Origin of the sequence: Pseudomonas izuensis, from assembly GCF_009861505.1 — a bacterium.
GTDB lineage: Bacteria > Pseudomonadota > Gammaproteobacteria > Pseudomonadales > Pseudomonadaceae > Aquipseudomonas > Aquipseudomonas izuensis.
The window spans coordinates 74,838-90,759 of record NZ_WTFT01000017.1 but is presented as its reverse complement, the minus strand read 5'-3'; the positions used below and the strand labels follow the sequence as shown (position 1 = coordinate 90,759).

Here is a 15,922-nt window from a genome sequence, read left to right as displayed (position 1 = left end):
GTGTAAAAAAGCGCAGACAAAAAAACGCCGGGCAGTGCCCGGCGTTTTTTTATGTGTTCGTTTTGCTGAAAGTCACTGACTCAGCTTGGCCGCATGCCGCTGGTGACGCTCCATGTAGCGCTCGACGTAGGAACACGATGGGATGACTGTGTAGCCCATTTCCTCGGCGTACTCCAGCGCCTTCTCGGTCAGTGCCGCGGCAATGCCACGGCCGCGCAATGCGTTGGGCACAAATGTGCGATAGATATCCAGGGTCTGTTTCCCCAGATCCATATAAGTCAGGTAGGCACGATGACCGTCCACATTGGTCTCGAACTGATGACCAGCCTGGTCATGGTGGATGGACAACGCCTCGCTCATCACTACTCCTCGCGGGTCTTGAATTCCGACCCCTACCTTACCGATGTTTTTCCGGCGAAGGAACATCTACGCCACCCCGTGCCCGAATGGACATCGAGAAGAGCTACACCGATCTCGCGCAACCGAGCACGTACAAATAGTAGGCACCATTGGCAGAAATGCTCAAGGTGCGCTCGTCATCATGCTGGTTGGCGGGTGCTGCCCCGGGATCACGCAGGGACGGCTCGACCAGTGGTCTCCCAGGGTCGAACGCCTGAACATTGCCGGATGTTGAGACTTGAGACGAACGCCCGTTGTTAAAGTCACCGCAACATGGAGAAAGATATGAGAGGCGTCGCGCAAAATCCGAACAAAAGTGTAGACGAATCCATCTAGACACACTTTAGCCAAGACCGGAAAAAGAGCTGCGAGCACAGGGGAACTTTTCCTGGTCGGCTCGCTCATCTCGGGCCTCCCAGCTGAATATTTTTTAAACAGTGCAGTTAAAAGTTGCTCGAAAAAGAATCAAAGCCTACAATTTTTTTTGCTTCTTGCTTTACGTCAGTTTACTTACGACAAGTAATGGGTAGTATGTACGCCGGCTATTTCCTCAATCTGAGGAGACAGCCACTTAATTGAAAGTCCTTGAAGGGGAACACGATGAACAACGTTCTGAAATTCTCTGCTCTGGCTCTGGCCGCAGTTCTGGCTACCGGTTGCAGCAGCGCATCGAAAGAAACCGAAGCACGTCTGACCGCTACTGAAGACGCAGCAGCTCGCTCCCAGGCTCGTGCAGACGAAGCTTACCGTAAAGCTGATGAAGCTCTGGCTGCTGCTCAAAAAGCACAACAGACTGCTGACGAAGCTAACGAGCGTGCTCTGCGCATGCTGGACAAAGCTAGCCGCAAGTAATAGTCCTTCGGGATTGTTATCAAGCCGACCCATTATTGGGTCGGCTTTTTTATTGCCCGCCGTTTCGTGCAGGCATAAAAAAACCCGCCGATGCAGCCAGCATCGGCGGGTTCTCTTCAAGCGTTACTGCAGCGGATCGATCGGTGCACTCGTGACCATCGGCGCCGAATTGTTCGGCACGGCGATTTCCACCGGCAAGCCGTCTTCGGCAGCAACGACGTCACGCACCACATCCCAGTTCATGCGCAAGTTGTTGGTGATGTCTTCACGCTTGAGCATCGCGTTGATCACCGCGGTGTGCTTGTCGACCACCGACGGGTTGCCCTTGTCGTCCAGTGGCGTGTGCGCTTCCAGGTAGACCTTGCCGCCACTCACCCCGAACTTGTACGGGTCATTGATGATGCGAACCGACGTACCCACCGGCACCATGCCGGCCATTTCCAGCACGTTGTTGTTGAACATGCGGAAGCAGCCGTGGCTGGTGCGCATGCCGATGCCGAACTTCTTGTTCGAACCATGGATCAGGTAGCCCGGGGTGCCCAGGGTGAACTTGAACGGCCCCAGCGGGTTATCCGGGCCTGCCGGTACTACGTTTGGCAGCGGATCACCATCGGCCGCGTGCTCGGCCTTGATCGACGCTGGAGGCGTCCAGGTCGGGTTCGGCGTCTTGGCAGTGATGCTGGTGTGGGCAATCGGCGACCCCCAACCTTCACGGCCGATACCCAGCGGGAAGGTGTACACCACGTTCTTGCCTTTCGGGTAGTAGTAGAGACGGTACTCGGCGAGGTTGATGACGATGCCTTCACGCGGGCCCGGCGGCAGGATGAAGCGGGTCGGCAACACGATTTCAGTGCCGGCGCCCGGCAACCAGGCATCGACACCCGGGTTGGCCGCGACCATTTCCGAGTAGCCAAGATCGTAGGCGGTGCCCAGGTCGGCGAAAGTATCTTCGTACTTGGCCTTGATCACCTGCACCTGGCCGATGATGTCTTCACCAGGCGGAGGCAGGGGAAACTCCAATGCAGCAACGGGACCGGCCACACACAGGGCGGCAAGAGACAGGCAGCGGGTGACGGCAGGAAAGCGCGGCAACATCCGGAAAATCCTTCGCATGATCAACAGAGGTATAAGAATCGGATTGTACACCGCCGCCTGTTATTTCGGGGAGCTTCACCGATGGAGCGTGCCATGCTGGGAAAAGATCGCAGCCTGCGGCAGCTCCTACAGCTCGAATCGCAGCTCCGGCCAGATCGGCGAGGTACCGCGCTTTTGCGATTCGAGAATGGCCCGGCACAACGAGCACAGGCGCTGGTCCTGGAACACCTTGCGATCGACGCTCGACCAACGTGGCTGCGCCGGCAACAGGCTGCCGCACAAAGTCCGGTCAGCCGAACCGCCCAGCTCCAGCTGACGGGTCACCAGATGTACCCGCACTTCCTGGCAGGCGAACAGATCCAGCTGTTCGTCAGGCTCGATCAGTTGGTAGGCAAACAGGGACCAGGCAGGACGCGGCATCGGGGGCTCCAAATCGGGGGCGCCACCTTAGCCGAAAGCCTGCGCGTAGAAAAGTGTCATAACAGCGGTTTTAGCGTAGGCCAGACATTTTCCAGCAACTTGTCCTGAGCCCCGGCCGCCGGGTGGATGCCGTCGGCCTGCATCAGGTCGGGATGACCGCCTACACCGTCGAGGAAAAATGGCACCAGGGGAATTTTCTTTTCTTCGGCAACGTTGCTGTAGGCCTCGGCGAAAGCCTTGGTGTAGCGCACGCCATAGTTGGGAGGCAACTGCATGCCAAGCAATAGCACCTTGGCACCGCTGGCGCGGGAGCTGTCGATCATCGAAGCAAGATTTTGTTGCAATTGCGTTGGCAGCAATCCGCGCAGCCCGTCATTGCCGCCCAGCTCGAGGATGACCAGCTCCGGCTTATGCTCTGCAAGCAGCGCCGGCAGCCGCGCCTGGCCTCCGGCACTGGTGTCGCCGCTGATGGATGCATTGACCACTGTATCGTCAAAACCTTCGCGCTTGAGCCGTTGTTCGAGCAACGACACCCACCCCAGCCGGGTATCCAGTCCGAAACCGGCGCTGATACTATCGCCAACGATCAGGACAGTACCCGCCGCTGCGTTCTGGGCCATGCACATCAAGGCCAGGCCAGCACTCAAAAACCACACACGCATCGGATTCTCCATGGGCGCAAGCATTCTCACCGCGAAGAACCTTAGCAAAGTGGTTCCCAGCGCGGAAGGTGAACTGACCATCCTGCACGAACTCAGCCTTGAACTGAACAAGGGCGACAGCCTGGCCATCGTCGGCGCATCCGGCTCCGGCAAATCCACCCTCCTGGGCCTGCTCGCCGGCCTCGACTTGCCGAGCAGCGGCGAAGTCACCCTCGCCGGGCAGGGCCTGAGCAACCTCGACGAAGACCAGCGTGCTCGCATCCGCGCCGAGCACGTGGGATTTGTCTTCCAGTCGTTTCAACTGCTCGATAGCCTCAATGCGCTGGAAAACGTCATGCTGCCCCTGGAGCTCGATGGCCGCAAAGATGCCCGTGGTCGCGCCACCGAGCTGCTGCAACGGGTCGGCCTTGGCCAGCGCCTGACCCACTCGCCACGTCAGCTCTCCGGCGGCGAACAGCAGCGCGTGGCGATTGCCCGGGCATTTGCCGCCGAACCCGACGTGCTGTTCGCCGACGAGCCCACCGGCAACCTCGACAGTCACACCGGCGAGCGCATCAGCGACCTGTTGTTCGAACTCAACAAAGAGCGCGGCACGACCCTGGTGCTGGTGACTCACGATGAACGCCTGGCGCATCGCTGCCGGCGCCTGATCCGCCTTGAAGCCGGCCTGCTGGTCGCCCCACTGGAGCCTTGATGGCACGCCTGCCGCTGCTGCGCCTGTTCAGTCTCGCCATCCGCCAGTTGCTGCGTGATGCTCGCGCCGGTGAGTTGCGCGTGTTGTTCTTCGCCTTGCTGGTGGCCGTGGCGGCAAGCACCGCCATCGGTTACTTCGGTGCCCGCCTCAACGGTGCCATGATGCTGCGCGCCACCGAGTTCCTGGGTGCAGACCTCCTGCTCGAAGGCAGCTCGCCGGCGCGCCCAGAACAGATAAAAAGCGGCACCGAGCTGGGTCTCGAACATGCGCAGGTGGTGGAGTTCTCCAGCGTCATCGCCACCGACAACGGCATCCAGTTGTCCAGCATCAAGGCTGCCGATGACGCCTACCCATTGCGCGGCGAACTGAAGAGCGCCCCTGCCCCTTTCGCCCCGGAGGCGTCCGGTGGCGGGCCGAAACCCGGTGAAGCCTGGGTTGAAGCCCGGTTGCTGACCGCGCTCGATCTGAAGATGGGCGACAGCATCGATGTCGGCATGAAAACACTGACACTGGCGCGGGTGTTGACCTATGAACCCGACCGCGCCGGCAACTTCTACAGCCTGACGCCACGGGTACTGATCAACCTCGACGACCTCGCCGCCACCGGCGTGGTGCAGCCCGGCAGCCGGGTCAGTTACCGGGAGCTCTGGCGCGGCAAGGCCCAGGCGCTGGAAACCTATCGCCAACTGATCAAACCCGGCCTCGCCGCCAACCAGCGCATCCAGGATGCCCGCGATGGCAACCGGCAGATCGGCGGTGCCCTGGGAAAGGCTGAACGTTACTTGAACATGGCCAGTCTGGTGGCCGTGTTGCTGGCCGGTGTGGCGGTAGCACTGTCGGCGACACGATTCGCCACTCGCCGCTTCGATGCCAGTGCGTTGTTGCGTTGCCTGGGCTTGTCGCGGCGGGAAACCATGGTGCTGTTCAGCGTGCAACTGACCGTCCTCGGACTGCTCGCCAGTATCAGCGGCGCCTTAATCGGTTGGCTGGCACAACTGGGGCTGTTTGCCTTGCTGCACGACTTGCTGCCGAGCGATGTGCCACCGGGCGGCCTGTTTCCAGCCATCGCCGGGATCGGCACCGGGCTGGTGGCGCTGGCCGGTTTTGCCTTGCCGCCGCTGGCGGCGCTGGGCAGGGTTCCACCGTTGCGCGTGTTGCGTCGCGACCTGCTGCCGATTCCTTCCAGTACCTGGATGGTCTACGGCGCAGCGCTGGGCGCCCTCGGGTTGATCATGTGGCGCCTGAGCCTGGACCTGGTGTTGACCTTTGCCCTGCTCGGCGGTGGCGTGATTGCGGCGCTGGCACTGGGTAGCTTGCTGTTGCTGCTGTTGAAAAGCCTGCGGCGCCTGCTCGCCCGGGCCTCCCTGCCGTGGCGCCTCGGTCTCGGCCAGTTGCTCCGTCATCCGCTGGCAGCGGCGGGACAATCCCTGGCATTCGGCCTGATCCTGCTGTCGATGGCATTGATCGCCTTGCTGCGCGGCGAACTGCTGGACACCTGGCAGAACCAGTTGCCGAAAAATGCACCGAACTATTTTGCCCTGAACATTCTGCCAGCGGACAAGCAGGCGTTTACCGATCGCCTGATCTCAGTGTCGGCGCAATCGGCACCGCTGTACCCGGTGGTGCCGGGTCGGCTGATCAGCATCAACGGCGAACCGGTGCAGCAAATCGTCAGCAAGGATTCGGCCGGTGATCGTGCGGTCCAGCGCGACCTGAGCCTGACCTGGGCCGCCGACCTGCCGGCGGGTAACAGGATCACCGCCGGCAACTGGTGGCCTGAGCAACCGCCTGATGACATTCCCGGCGTATCGGTGGAAGGCAAGGTCGCCGAAAGCCTGAAGCTCAAGCTCGGTGATCACATGGTCTTTACCGTGGGCGGGGTCAATCGCGAGGCGAAAGTCACCAGCCTGCGGGAGATCAACTGGGACAATTTCCAGCCGAACTTCTTCATGATTTTCCAGCCCGGCACCTTGAAGGACCTGCCGGCGACTTACCTGACCAGCTTCTATCTGGCGGCAGGCCATGACCAACAGATCGTCGATCTGTCCCGCAGTTTTCCGGCGGTCACCATTTTGCAAGTCGAAGCCCTGTTGGCGCAGCTGCGCAGCATCCTCGCCCAGGTCACCCTGGCGGTAGAGTATGTGCTGTTGTTTGTGTTGGCGGCGGGGATGGCGGTGCTGTTTTCCGGCTTGCAGGCGACGCTGGATGAACGCATCCGCCAGGGGGCGCTGTTGCGAGCGCTGGGGGCGGAGCGGCAATTACTGGTCAATGCGCGGCGGATCGAGTTCGGTTTGCTCGGTGCAGTCAGCGGTTTACTGGCCGCGCTGGGCTCGGAAGTCGTGAGCCTGGTGTTGTACCGCTACGCGTTCGACCTGCCCTGGCATCCGCATCCATGGCTGCTGGTACTGCCGCTGATCGGTGCGCTACTGATTGGTGGCGCCGGTGTATTTGGCACCCGTCGCGCCTTGAATGCCAGCCCCCTGACAGTACTGCGCGAGGGTTGATAGACTCAGCCCTTCACCCTTCAAAGAAATTACCATGAGCCGTTATCGCCCTCCCCGCACCGCAGGCACCGCGCTGATCACCCCCGAAGGTGAAGCGCGGATGCGCGCCGAGTTTCATGAGCTCTGGCACGTAAGGCGACCGCAAGTGACGCAGTCTGTCAGCGAAGCCGCTGCACAGGGCGATCGCTCGGAAAACGCCGAATACACCTACGGCAAAAAGATGCTGCGCGAGATCGACAGCCGTGTACGTTTTCTCACCAAACGCCTGGAAGCCCTCAAGGTCGTCAGCGAGAAGCCCAGCGATCCGAACAAAGTCTATTTCGGGGCCTGGGTCACCATTGAAGACGAGGACGGCAAAGAGTCACGCTATCGCATCGTCGGGCCGGACGAACTGGATTTGAAACAGGGCCTGATCAGCATCGACTCACCGCTGGCCCGCGCGTTGATCGGCAAGGCACTGGACGCCGAAGTTCGGGTCCAGACACCTACTGGCGAGCAATGCGTGTACATCGTGGCCATCGAGTATCTTTGAGCCGCGGCGCCATGAGCCATGGCGCTCCGGGCCTCAGCGACGGGTAATCAGCCCTTGGCGGGCGACACGGGTCAGTTGCCTGATGACTTCAGGGGCATCTTCGGCGCTGGGCGATTGAATCACCGCCAGATCAAAACTGTCGCTGGCAAATCGAGCCAGGGATTCGCCGTCTTCGACAAACTGGATCAGAAAGGCTGCCGGCCCACCGGTGCGACGCGGCCAGCCATCGAGGTAACGCAAGAGCGTCGGCTGATGTTTACCGCCAAGCAGGATTTTTGGATTGCGCTGGGTGAGATGTGCCGTGATCGGCGCGGGACGTACAACGGGGCTTAGTGCATTCATCGTGTCGTGTCTCTGCCTCAAAAGTCTGCATGGCAGGTGAGAGGCAACACCGAACCAGCGCTTTAGCGGTATTTCGAAGCCTGCTCCAGGCTTCTATCGGCAACTGATCGAGTCACCTGGCGCCCCGCAAGTAGCTGTTTAAATCGGCGCATGAGCAGCATCCTAGAGAAGCTGACTGGACAGTGTCAAGAATGACGAATAACAAAAAAGATCGCGCAATCAGACCCTATGAAAGGCAATCCGCCCCGGATTCTGGATAGGGCGCATAAAAAATGCCCGTATCTTGCGATACGGGCATTTTTTCTAACCGGCCAGCAGCTGAGTGAGCCGGCCTGAATGGATCGCTCGGGATCAGTGACGCTTGTGACCGTTGGCCAGGTTGCTGCCTACGCCGCCGCCCAATGCGCCGCCCAGGCCTGCACCGATGGTCGAACCGGTCTTGCCGCCCAGGCTGTTACCGATAACCGAACCGCCAGCAGCACCCACGCCGCCGCCGATCGCAGCACTGGTACGGTGGCCTTTTTTGGCGGCAACAGCACTACCCGCCGCGCCTGCCACACCCGCACCAATCGCTGCACCGGTGCTGCCACCCATGCTCTGGCCCACGACGTTACCCAGCGCGCCGCCCAAACCACCGCCGATTGCGGCAGTACCGTCGCCAGCCATTGCACCTTGAGCAACCAGAAGACCCAGAACCAAAGCAGGCAGAGTGAAACGCATGACAAAAACCTCAAAATAGGGATGAAAATCAAAAGGGTCGAGATTGAAAGCTTTAGAGGAGACAAAGTCCAGACATGCGCGCACTCAACCTCGTAGTTAGCGACGGTTGGACAGCAATTTTGGAAAAGGTTTTATGCCAGGCAAAAAAAAGCCCGCTGGGGAACGGGCAGGGTGTTGCTTTCTAACGGATGAGTTGAGCCTACGTAGGACCTCGTGAAAACTTTGTGAAAAAAAACCCGGCTGAATATTCGTTCACACCGTCCTCAAAAAATAAAAAACAACACGAAACCCAGGCTCAAAAAACCCCGCTCAATGACGGGGTTCGCTTGTTGGTTCATTACTTCCTGACAGGGGCTGTCACCTTGGGCAGAAACTTCCCCTTCTGTACCCGACACGCCCTGGTCTTGATTTTGTCGACCTCGGTCTGGTCTTCGCCGAAGCTGGCTACGTACGCCGTCTGGCCACACTGTACGCAGTTGTTGATCGGAAATTCTGCACCGTCGTCTTCGATATACGGATCAGCCATCTCTTCACCCCTCTTCAAAAGCGGGACCGACACCGGCAAGCCCATTTGCCAAAAAAAATATCGATCACCAAGGCCATCGAGACTAGCCGGTCATTAATGGACTTGCAGTTCAGATTACCCAATGCCCGACGAATGGACCTGACCTGATCACCTCAGTTTGACAGCCGTTCCAGTCACAAATACCACCACCATTCCACCCTTGCCGGCCGGCATGCTGATCTCAAAATCGAGCCCAACCACCGCATCCGCCTGAAGCGCCCTCGCCCTCTCCTTGATCTCGTCGGTGGCCTGGATACGCGCCTCCTTCAATGCTCGCTCCAATGTCTGAGAGCGCCCGCCGAAAAAATCCCGCATCCCGGCGAACACATCGCGGATGACGTTGACGCCCTGTACCGACTCGGCGCTGACAATATCCAGGTAGGCGGTGATTTGTCGGCCTTCGACAGCGTGCGTCGTGGTGGTGATCATGGGATTTCCTTGTCGTTCAGAGAGTGAGCCAGTGCATCAATACAACTGCGATGAGCATGGATACACCGCGAAAATCGGCGCGAGGCCGGGGCATGGGGGGGTCGATTCGTTCGAAGGTTGGACAGCATTGCTCACACTGAAAAGATCGCGAAACCGAGTGAACCTGGCCTGTTATGCAAATCGCAAATACAGCGCTATAAAAGCTTGACCAGCACCGCAGTGATAGTCGCCACTGTGCCAATCAAGCCCGTGGAAACAGCCACCGGATACCAAAAAGTTTCACGAGTCATCTTGCCGGCTTCTGCGTTCAGCTTGCGCTGCTCAGCCATTAGCTTGCGCTGCTCGGCCATCAGCTTGACGATTTCCACATGTACCTTTTCCAACTCGGCCTGCTGCATGGTGAATTCCTGCATAACGTGCGTGTTTCCGTCCTATTGGAGGGGCGCGATACACGCTGCCCTTTGATTCATTCTGTACCTTGAAGGTGCAAAGCGAATACCCCCGGCCGAGACGGGTTTTGTGAGGTGCTGGAACCTATCAAAGCACTCAACCACTTGCCTTTCCAGCGTTGCTTCCTACGCTGCGCGCCTTTGTCCTACATAAGTTTCGGAAGCGCCCTCTCTTCTGCGTTTGCGGGCTCAGCACTCAAAAGATGAAGGGAAGTCCTTACGCTGCCCCCGCGCGTGCCGCGTGAAGCGACGCAGTGGAGTCGCAGTGGTCAGAGTACGATAAGATGCCTGCAAACCAGGCTTGCTGTGAGTAGCCCCGCATGACAGATAACAGTCGGAACACCCCCCGTCTGATCAAGAAGTACCCGAATCGCCGTCTGTATGACACGCACACCAGCAGTCATTTGACCCTTTCGGATATACGCCAATTGGTCGTCGATAGAATCCCTTTCGAGGTGGTCGACGCCAAGACTGGCGAGAATCTGACCCGAAGCATTTTGCTGCAGGTCATCCTGGAAGCCGAAAGTGGCGGTGAGCCGATCTTCTCCAGTGAGATGCTCATGGGGATTATCCAGTTCTACGGTCCCTACCAGAGTGTCCTCGGCAGCTACCTGGATAAAAGCATCCAGACGGTCATCGACATCCAGTCTCAGACCGGCGCTCAGTCCTCTGAGGCCTGGAGCGCATTCATGCACCAGCAAGCACCGGTCATGCAGGACTTGATGCGCCAGTATGTCGACCAGTCAAAAGCCCTCTACATGAACACTCAGAACCTCTTTGGCCTGTTCGGCGCCATGCCGGCAGGCAAGCCGGGGGCCGGCGGCGGGCCAAAAAAAAATGACGATGGGGAATAAACCCATCGTCATCCTGTAACCGTTCTGATCCGACTTATTTGCTTTCGCTAGTAGCCTTGGCACCAGGAGCGGTTTTGCCGGCAGCAGCGGTCGCTGCGCCAAAACCACTCTGGGCAGCGTCAGCAGCCTGTTTTACGGCTTTCTGTGCACTTTCAAAAACGGTACTGGCATTCGCCAGCGATGACTTGAATCCGGCCACAACAGACTCGGAGCCAGCCGGTGCATTCTTGCTGATCACTTCAACGAACTCTTGCACCTGCCGGGTGCCCGCCTCGACCTGACGCGTGGCCAGTTGGGCAATTTCCGATTGGGTGCCAACAATCAGCGCGTGTACTTGACGATTGAACTCAGCCAGACGTTCGGCTTGCACATTAGGCTGGGTGAACGAAGCCTGGAGCTCAGCGAACCCTTGTGGATCACGTACCGCCAGCAGTTTGCGGAAACCGTCGAACTGCTCCTCGGTTGTGGCCTGCAAGGTCTTGAACTGCAATTGGCTGAGCTGCTCAACACTGGAGAAGATTTTGCCGCTGATTTGCTGCAGGAGGTCGAGGTTGGCTTTCTGAGCGTCTTGCAATTTTTCCAAGTTGAAAAAAGACATGCTTGAATCTCCTGATTCTGAAAGGCCGACGTGGGCCTGAGGACGCGATAGCGATCCTGCCGGTCATCGCGTTAGCCTTTATATTGCAGTGCACAAATCCGTTTGGCAATGCTTTTTTGTGCGCCGCACAAAAAACCTTCACCTCCCGCCGCTATTCGCTATAGACTCCTGAAAGGCAAACGGCCGGCCAAGCGCTCTTTGATGATGAGAGGCAGGCAAGCTGCTTCTCATGCATAAAACCAGGAGATCACCATGGGCCAGGAAGATATTATTGCATCGCAATATGACAGACTTTCCTCTCAACGCGGCCTGTTCGAACACCTGATTCATCTGCAGCGCCTCAATACGCTGAACTTCCTTTTTGCTTGTCGCCAGCGCCAGGAAAAAACCCTCGCACCTCTGAAGCGGGGTCAACTCAGACAACCTACGCCCGCTGAATGGCAGGAATATGTCACGGACTTCGGCCAACGTTGCCTGCTGTTTTGGGACACCCTGCGCCAGCGCGGCGACAATACGCTGGCCCATGAACGCGCCGGGTATCCGCTGCTGCTCAAGTTCGCTCATGAAACCCTGATCGCAGGCTCCGAGCTCCCGCACCCGGTCAACTATTCACTGCTGCAAATCCTCCCCGGACCCGGGCAAGAAATCGACAGCAACGCCCGGCCGGTGATCATCATTGACCCACGCGGCGGCCACGGCTCGGGCATCGGCGGTTTCAAACAGGATTCGGTATTAGGTGAAAGCCTCAGAGCCGGCCACCCCACCTATTTCATCTCTTTCAGCCACTCACCACAGCCCGGGCAAACCCTGGCCCATATCGCCGAAGCCCAGGCCCGGTTCATCGAAGTCGTCGGCGCCCTACACCCGGCCAACAGCAAGCCGATCATCATTGGTAACTGCCAAGCCGGCTGGGCCCTGATGGGACTGGCGGCAACACGACCGGAACTGCCGGGATTGATCATTATCAATGGTGCCCCCCTGTCCTACTGGGCCGGTGTCAATGGACGCAATCCGATGCGCTATACCGGTGGCCTGCTGGGTGGTGGCTGGTTGGCTCGCCTGGGCAGCGACTTGGGCAACGGCCGTTTTGACGGTAGCTGGCTGGTCAGCAATTTCGAAAACCTGGACCCGGCCAACACTTTTTGGGGCAAGTACTACCAGTTGTTCAGCCAGGTCGACAGCGAGGCTGCGCGCTTTCTCGACTTCGAACGCTGGTGGGGCAGCCCGACCCTGCTCAATGGCGAAGAGATCGAGATGATTGTCGACGATCTTTTCATCGGCAACCAATTGTCCGGCGGACTCGATCGCAAGAGCAGCGGTATCGACCTGAAACGGATCGAGGTACCGGTGGTGGTGTTCTGCTCCTACGGCGACAACATCACCCCTCCCCAGCAGGCATTGAACTGGATCACCGATGTCTATCCCAGCGATCTCGCTTTGCATGAGGCAGGCCGCACCATCGTCTATCTTCGGCACGCCAGCATCGGCCATTTGGGTATTTTCGTCTCCGGCAAGGTGGCGCGGCGTGAACACCGGGAGTTGCTCGGCGCCGTCGAAGCCATCAATGCGCTGCCGGCAGGGCTGTATGAAATGCTGATTGACGATCTGCCGGCCCCTTCAGGCAGCCATGACGTGCAATACCGAGTGCAATTCGAATCAAGGCGAATCGCCGATATCCACGACGACATCGAGCCGGCCCGTGATGACGATCGCGAATTCTCTCTGGTAGAGCGCATCTCTGAAATCAACAGCGCGTTTTACGACGGATTCATACGTCCATGGCTGCGTCCGATGATCAACGAACCCGTTGCCGAATTGATGCGCAGGACGCACCCCTTCCAACAGCAGCGGTTGCTATGGAGCAGCCTGAATCCGGCGCTGTGGTGGTTGGCCGGGAGCACATCCAAAGTCACCAGTGATCGTCGTCCCGCCCGCAAAGACAACCCGTTGCTGGCCTGGCAGGAACTGTTCTCCAACCAGATGCAGGACACCCTGAATGCGTACCGCGATATGCGTGATGCCACTCAGGAGCTGTGTTTTTACGGAGTTTATGGCGCACTGAATGCCCTCACTGGCAACAAGCCTGCGCGAAATCTCCAGGCACATGCCGACAGGCAGGACCAGGCCCTGATCGAACGCCTGCAGGATTCGCTACCCCATGGTGGCCCCCTGGAAGCCTTGGTGAGGATTCTGTTTCTACTGGGCCGTGACAGCGACAAGGCGGGCAAGGAAAACATCGAAAAACTGGTCCAGCAGGTGCATCGGCAGGTCCAGGATTACAGCAATGAGCCCACGGCCCTGCGCGAGGCCATCCGCTTGCAGAATCTGCTGGTTTTTGCCCACCCGCAAGAAAGTTTGCGCACCCTGCCCTTATTGCTCCCAGAGGCAAAGGAACGCCAACAGGTCCTGACAGCCGTTGGGCAAATGATGCCTGAACTGCCGGCGACAACCGGAGCAAAAGGCGAACTCTGGCGTGAACTCCACGCGCTGCTCGAAGTCCCTCTGCCGGGCTTTGGCCTGACCCAACCGCCCAGTGAAACAGTTGTCACCCCGACGCCCGCTCCCGCCATCGTCGTTAAAGCCCCGAAGCGCAAAGCGAGCAGAAAGACAAAAGGCCCCAAACCTCAATAAACCTTCACAAGGGATTAGCGGTGTATCCGTTCGGCGTAGACGTTGGCGAAGCCTGCGACCTTTTGATCCCTGTACAGGCCGACGGGGTTCATGGGTCGGACCGGCGTGACTTCTTCGACCACAGGCGACAACTCGTCGGTTCGATACTGGCCGGGGGTCATACCGAACCAACGGATGCATGCCTTATGGAAGCTGCTGTGATCATGGAAGCCGAGCAGGCATGTCACATGCTTCAAGTTGAAATGAGAATGGCGCAAATAGAAGTCAGCCATCTGGCGGCGCACATCGTTCAGGACGTCCTTGAATTGCGTGCCGTCCTTCTCAAGGCCTCGTTGAAGCGTTCGCTTGCTGATGTTCAGTGCCGCCGCAATCGACTCCATATCGCATTGCCCCTGGCTCAAGCGTTCGGTAATCAGCCCGCGAATCCTGCCAACGATAGAGCAACCGGACAACAGGTCCAATTGAGCCACGGCAAAACTGTCATGGAGGGTGGCCAACGCCTCGTTGGCCATGCTCAAAGGACTCAGAAGCTCCTGGCCATCGAACAAGATGCTGTCATACGCCGAGCCAAATTTCAGCGGACAGCCAAAAAGCCGCTGATGCTCCGACGTGTCTTCGGGTTCGGGATACGTGAACTCCACACTCAAAGGTTGCGGTGACTTGCCACCTGCCAGCCAATGGCAGAACCCCAGCAGCGAAGACAAGCCTGCATCCGTATATTGCCGGGGTTTGACCGAGCCAGATTGCTGATGATCGAGGCTGGCCAGTCGGTAATGCTGCTGCTCCCGGACAAGGAAAAGGCTGAATCCGGTACCGATCAACGGGCTGAAACGAACCAGACGCTCAAGTGCCCTTTTCAGGTTCGAACTGGACATCATCGTGTAACCCACGATCTGAAAACTGCTGGGATGGAAATTCCCGTAGGCTTTCAAACCGATGTTCGGGTCATCCGAAGCCTGAGCAGCCAGATCCCAAAGACGATAGATAATACTTCTGTCGCAGAATGCCCCCGGTTCATTCACAAACCTGATATCCAGCCCCGCCTCCTCGCACAGACGGGCAACGTCCAGTCCTTGGGCCAAAAACGTATTCGCCAGCACGCTGGCATAACCTGAACTCATTCTATACATGGCGTCCTCATTGACCTGTGGAACCGAACGTCCTGTCCGGAGCCGATACTGACATGCGTTGAACATATTTCAATAATGTTTCACAAATATTAACTATCCATGGAGTTTCAGAAATTGATCCCAGCAGGGTAGTTCTTCATTTTTTTGCCATCAGGCCAGAATAGCCGCGTGGCACCGATGGACAGGAAATCGTCACCTTCAAACACTTCCGCACGCCCCGTCGATATCGAACAATCTTCTCTCCTGCAGCGCAAAAAAAATGGAGTAGATGTATGGAATCGCGTAGTCGTATTGCTTTGGTAACGGGTGGTATGGGCGGTATCGGTACGGCAATCAGCCAACGTCTATACAAGGAAGGATTCAAGGTAATCGTCGGCTGCAGCTCTGATTCCAGCCGCAAGAACGACTGGGCTGCCAGCCAGCGCGAGGCGGGTTATGAGTTCGAGTTCATCTATGGCGACGTCACCGATTGGGAGACGACCCGCAAGGCTTTCGAGATGGCGCGTGAACAATTCGGCCCGATCGATGTGCTGGTCAACAACGCCGGCATCACTCGCGACGCCTCTTTTCGCAAGCTCACCCCGGAAGACTGGAACAGTGTGATCGGGACCAACCTGACGGGCCTGTTCAACACCACCAAGCAGGTCATTGAAGGCATGTTGGCCAAGGGTTGGGGGCGGATCATCAATATCTCCTCGATCAACGGTCAGCGTGGCCAGTTCGGTCAGACCAACTACTCCGCCGCCAAGGCTGGCATCCATGGTTTCACCATGGCACTGGCCCGGGAAGTTTCCGGCAAGGGCGTGACCGTCAATACCGTTTCCCCAGGCTATATCGAAACCTCCATGACCGCGGCCATTCGCCCGGACATTCTCGAAGGCATGATCGCGGGCATACCGGTGGGTCGCCTTGGCCAACCCGAAGAGATCGCCTCAATCGTGGCGTGGCTGGCTTCCGATGAGTCCGCCTACAGCACCGGTGCCGACTTCTCCTTGAACGGCGGCATGAACATGCAATAACCCTGATCAGGGCAGCAATGCCCTGGT

18 protein-coding genes are annotated in these 15,922 nt (G+C 58.4%); 7 read left to right on the top strand and 11 right to left on the bottom strand.

Annotated elements, in window-relative coordinates:
• Window positions 1-72: 72 nt before the first annotated feature.
• On the bottom strand, window positions 73-360 hold the full coding sequence (locus tag GPL81_RS16930; RefSeq protein WP_008057026.1) for a GNAT family N-acetyltransferase: 288 nt from the start codon (window positions 358-360) through the stop codon (window positions 73-75).
• Window positions 361-999: 639 nt separating this feature from the next.
• On the opposite strand from GPL81_RS16930, the gene oprI reads away from it, so the two are divergent.
• Complete coding sequence (oprI, locus tag GPL81_RS16925) at window positions 1,000-1,251, top strand: outer membrane lipoprotei OprI (protein WP_003199355.1); 252 nt, start codon at window positions 1,000-1,002, stop codon at window positions 1,249-1,251.
• Window positions 1,252-1,374: 123 nt separating this feature from the next.
• On the opposite strand, the gene GPL81_RS16920 is transcribed toward oprI, so the two are convergent.
• The 3 genes from GPL81_RS16920 to GPL81_RS16910 all read right to left on the bottom strand — a co-directional run bounded on the left by GPL81_RS16920 (window position 1,375) and on the right by GPL81_RS16910 (window position 3,428).
• Window positions 1,375-2,346: a L,D-transpeptidase family protein gene (locus GPL81_RS16920; RefSeq protein WP_096509756.1), complete on the bottom strand. Its 972-nt coding sequence runs from the start codon at window positions 2,344-2,346 to the stop codon at window positions 1,375-1,377.
• A 126-nt stretch (window positions 2,347-2,472) separates the two neighbouring features.
• Complete coding sequence (locus GPL81_RS16915; RefSeq protein ID WP_096509755.1) at window positions 2,473-2,766, bottom strand: hypothetical protein; 294 nt, start codon at window positions 2,764-2,766, stop codon at window positions 2,473-2,475.
• Window positions 2,767-2,822: 56 nt separating this feature from the next.
• Window positions 2,823-3,428, bottom strand: coding sequence for an arylesterase (locus GPL81_RS16910; RefSeq protein WP_160107659.1), 606 nt, complete (start codon window positions 3,426-3,428; stop codon window positions 2,823-2,825).
• A 10-nt stretch (window positions 3,429-3,438) separates the two neighbouring features.
• Between GPL81_RS16910 and GPL81_RS16905 the strand changes: the two genes are divergently transcribed.
• From GPL81_RS16905 to greB, 3 genes are read left to right on the top strand one after another with little or no spacing between them, the layout of a single operon-like run.
• Window positions 3,439-4,122, top strand: coding sequence for an ABC transporter ATP-binding protein (locus tag GPL81_RS16905; RefSeq protein ID WP_034150171.1), 684 nt, complete (start codon window positions 3,439-3,441; stop codon window positions 4,120-4,122).
• On the top strand, window positions 4,122-6,626 hold the full coding sequence (locus GPL81_RS16900; RefSeq protein ID WP_160107658.1) for an ABC transporter permease: 2,505 nt from the start codon (window positions 4,122-4,124) through the stop codon (window positions 6,624-6,626). Before GPL81_RS16905 ends, GPL81_RS16900 begins: the two co-directional genes overlap by 1 nt.
• A 34-nt stretch (window positions 6,627-6,660) precedes the next feature.
• Window positions 6,661-7,158 (top strand): transcription elongation factor GreB, encoded by a 498-nt coding sequence (gene greB / locus GPL81_RS16895; protein WP_095196793.1) that lies wholly within the window; start codon window positions 6,661-6,663, stop codon window positions 7,156-7,158.
• Between the two features lie 33 nt (window positions 7,159-7,191).
• Here greB and GPL81_RS16890 read toward each other — a convergent pair whose 3' ends face one another.
• From GPL81_RS16890 to GPL81_RS16875, 5 genes are all read right to left on the bottom strand, one after another.
• Complete coding sequence (locus GPL81_RS16890; protein ID WP_096509751.1) at window positions 7,192-7,500, bottom strand: hypothetical protein; 309 nt, start codon at window positions 7,498-7,500, stop codon at window positions 7,192-7,194.
• Between the two features lie 351 nt (window positions 7,501-7,851).
• Window positions 7,852-8,220: a bacteriocin gene (locus GPL81_RS16885; RefSeq protein WP_096509750.1), complete on the bottom strand. Its 369-nt coding sequence runs from the start codon at window positions 8,218-8,220 to the stop codon at window positions 7,852-7,854.
• Between the two features lie 337 nt (window positions 8,221-8,557).
• Complete coding sequence (locus GPL81_RS31485; RefSeq protein WP_096515244.1) at window positions 8,558-8,746, bottom strand: hypothetical protein; 189 nt, start codon at window positions 8,744-8,746, stop codon at window positions 8,558-8,560.
• 147 nt (window positions 8,747-8,893) lie between these two features.
• The gene (locus GPL81_RS16880) at window positions 8,894-9,214 is read right to left on the bottom strand and encodes a YbjQ family protein (protein WP_160107657.1); all 321 of its coding nucleotides are present in this window, start codon (window positions 9,212-9,214) and stop codon (window positions 8,894-8,896) included.
• Window positions 9,215-9,408: 194 nt separating this feature from the next.
• A complete protein-coding gene (locus tag GPL81_RS16875) occupies window positions 9,409-9,612 on the bottom strand; it encodes a hypothetical protein (protein WP_160107656.1) in 204 nt (67 codons plus the stop codon).
• Window positions 9,613-9,983: 371 nt separating this feature from the next.
• Between GPL81_RS16875 and phaR the strand changes: the two genes are divergently transcribed.
• Window positions 9,984-10,517, top strand: a complete 534-nt coding sequence (gene phaR / locus GPL81_RS16870) for a polyhydroxyalkanoate synthesis repressor PhaR (protein ID WP_160107655.1) — start codon at window positions 9,984-9,986, stop codon at window positions 10,515-10,517.
• A 34-nt stretch (window positions 10,518-10,551) separates the two neighbouring features.
• Here the strand turns inward: phaR and phaP are convergent, their stop codons facing one another.
• A complete protein-coding gene (gene phaP / locus GPL81_RS16865; RefSeq protein ID WP_160107654.1) occupies window positions 10,552-11,115 on the bottom strand; it encodes a TIGR01841 family phasin in 564 nt (187 codons plus the stop codon).
• Window positions 11,116-11,367: 252 nt separating this feature from the next.
• Here phaP and GPL81_RS16860 point away from each other — a divergent pair, with 252 nt between their 5' ends.
• Window positions 11,368-13,746: a DUF3141 domain-containing protein gene (locus tag GPL81_RS16860; RefSeq protein WP_160107653.1), complete on the top strand. Its 2,379-nt coding sequence runs from the start codon at window positions 11,368-11,370 to the stop codon at window positions 13,744-13,746.
• A 14-nt stretch (window positions 13,747-13,760) separates the two neighbouring features.
• On the opposite strand, the gene GPL81_RS16855 is transcribed toward GPL81_RS16860, so the two are convergent.
• Entirely contained in the window at window positions 13,761-14,876 is a 1,116-nt protein-coding gene (locus GPL81_RS16855) for an AraC family transcriptional regulator ligand-binding domain-containing protein (protein ID WP_160107732.1), read from the bottom strand.
• A 272-nt stretch (window positions 14,877-15,148) separates the two neighbouring features.
• On the opposite strand from GPL81_RS16855, the gene phbB reads away from it, so the two are divergent.
• Window positions 15,149-15,895, top strand: coding sequence for an acetoacetyl-CoA reductase (gene phbB, locus GPL81_RS16850; RefSeq protein WP_160107652.1), 747 nt, complete (start codon window positions 15,149-15,151; stop codon window positions 15,893-15,895).
• Window positions 15,896-15,922 lie beyond the last annotated feature (27 nt).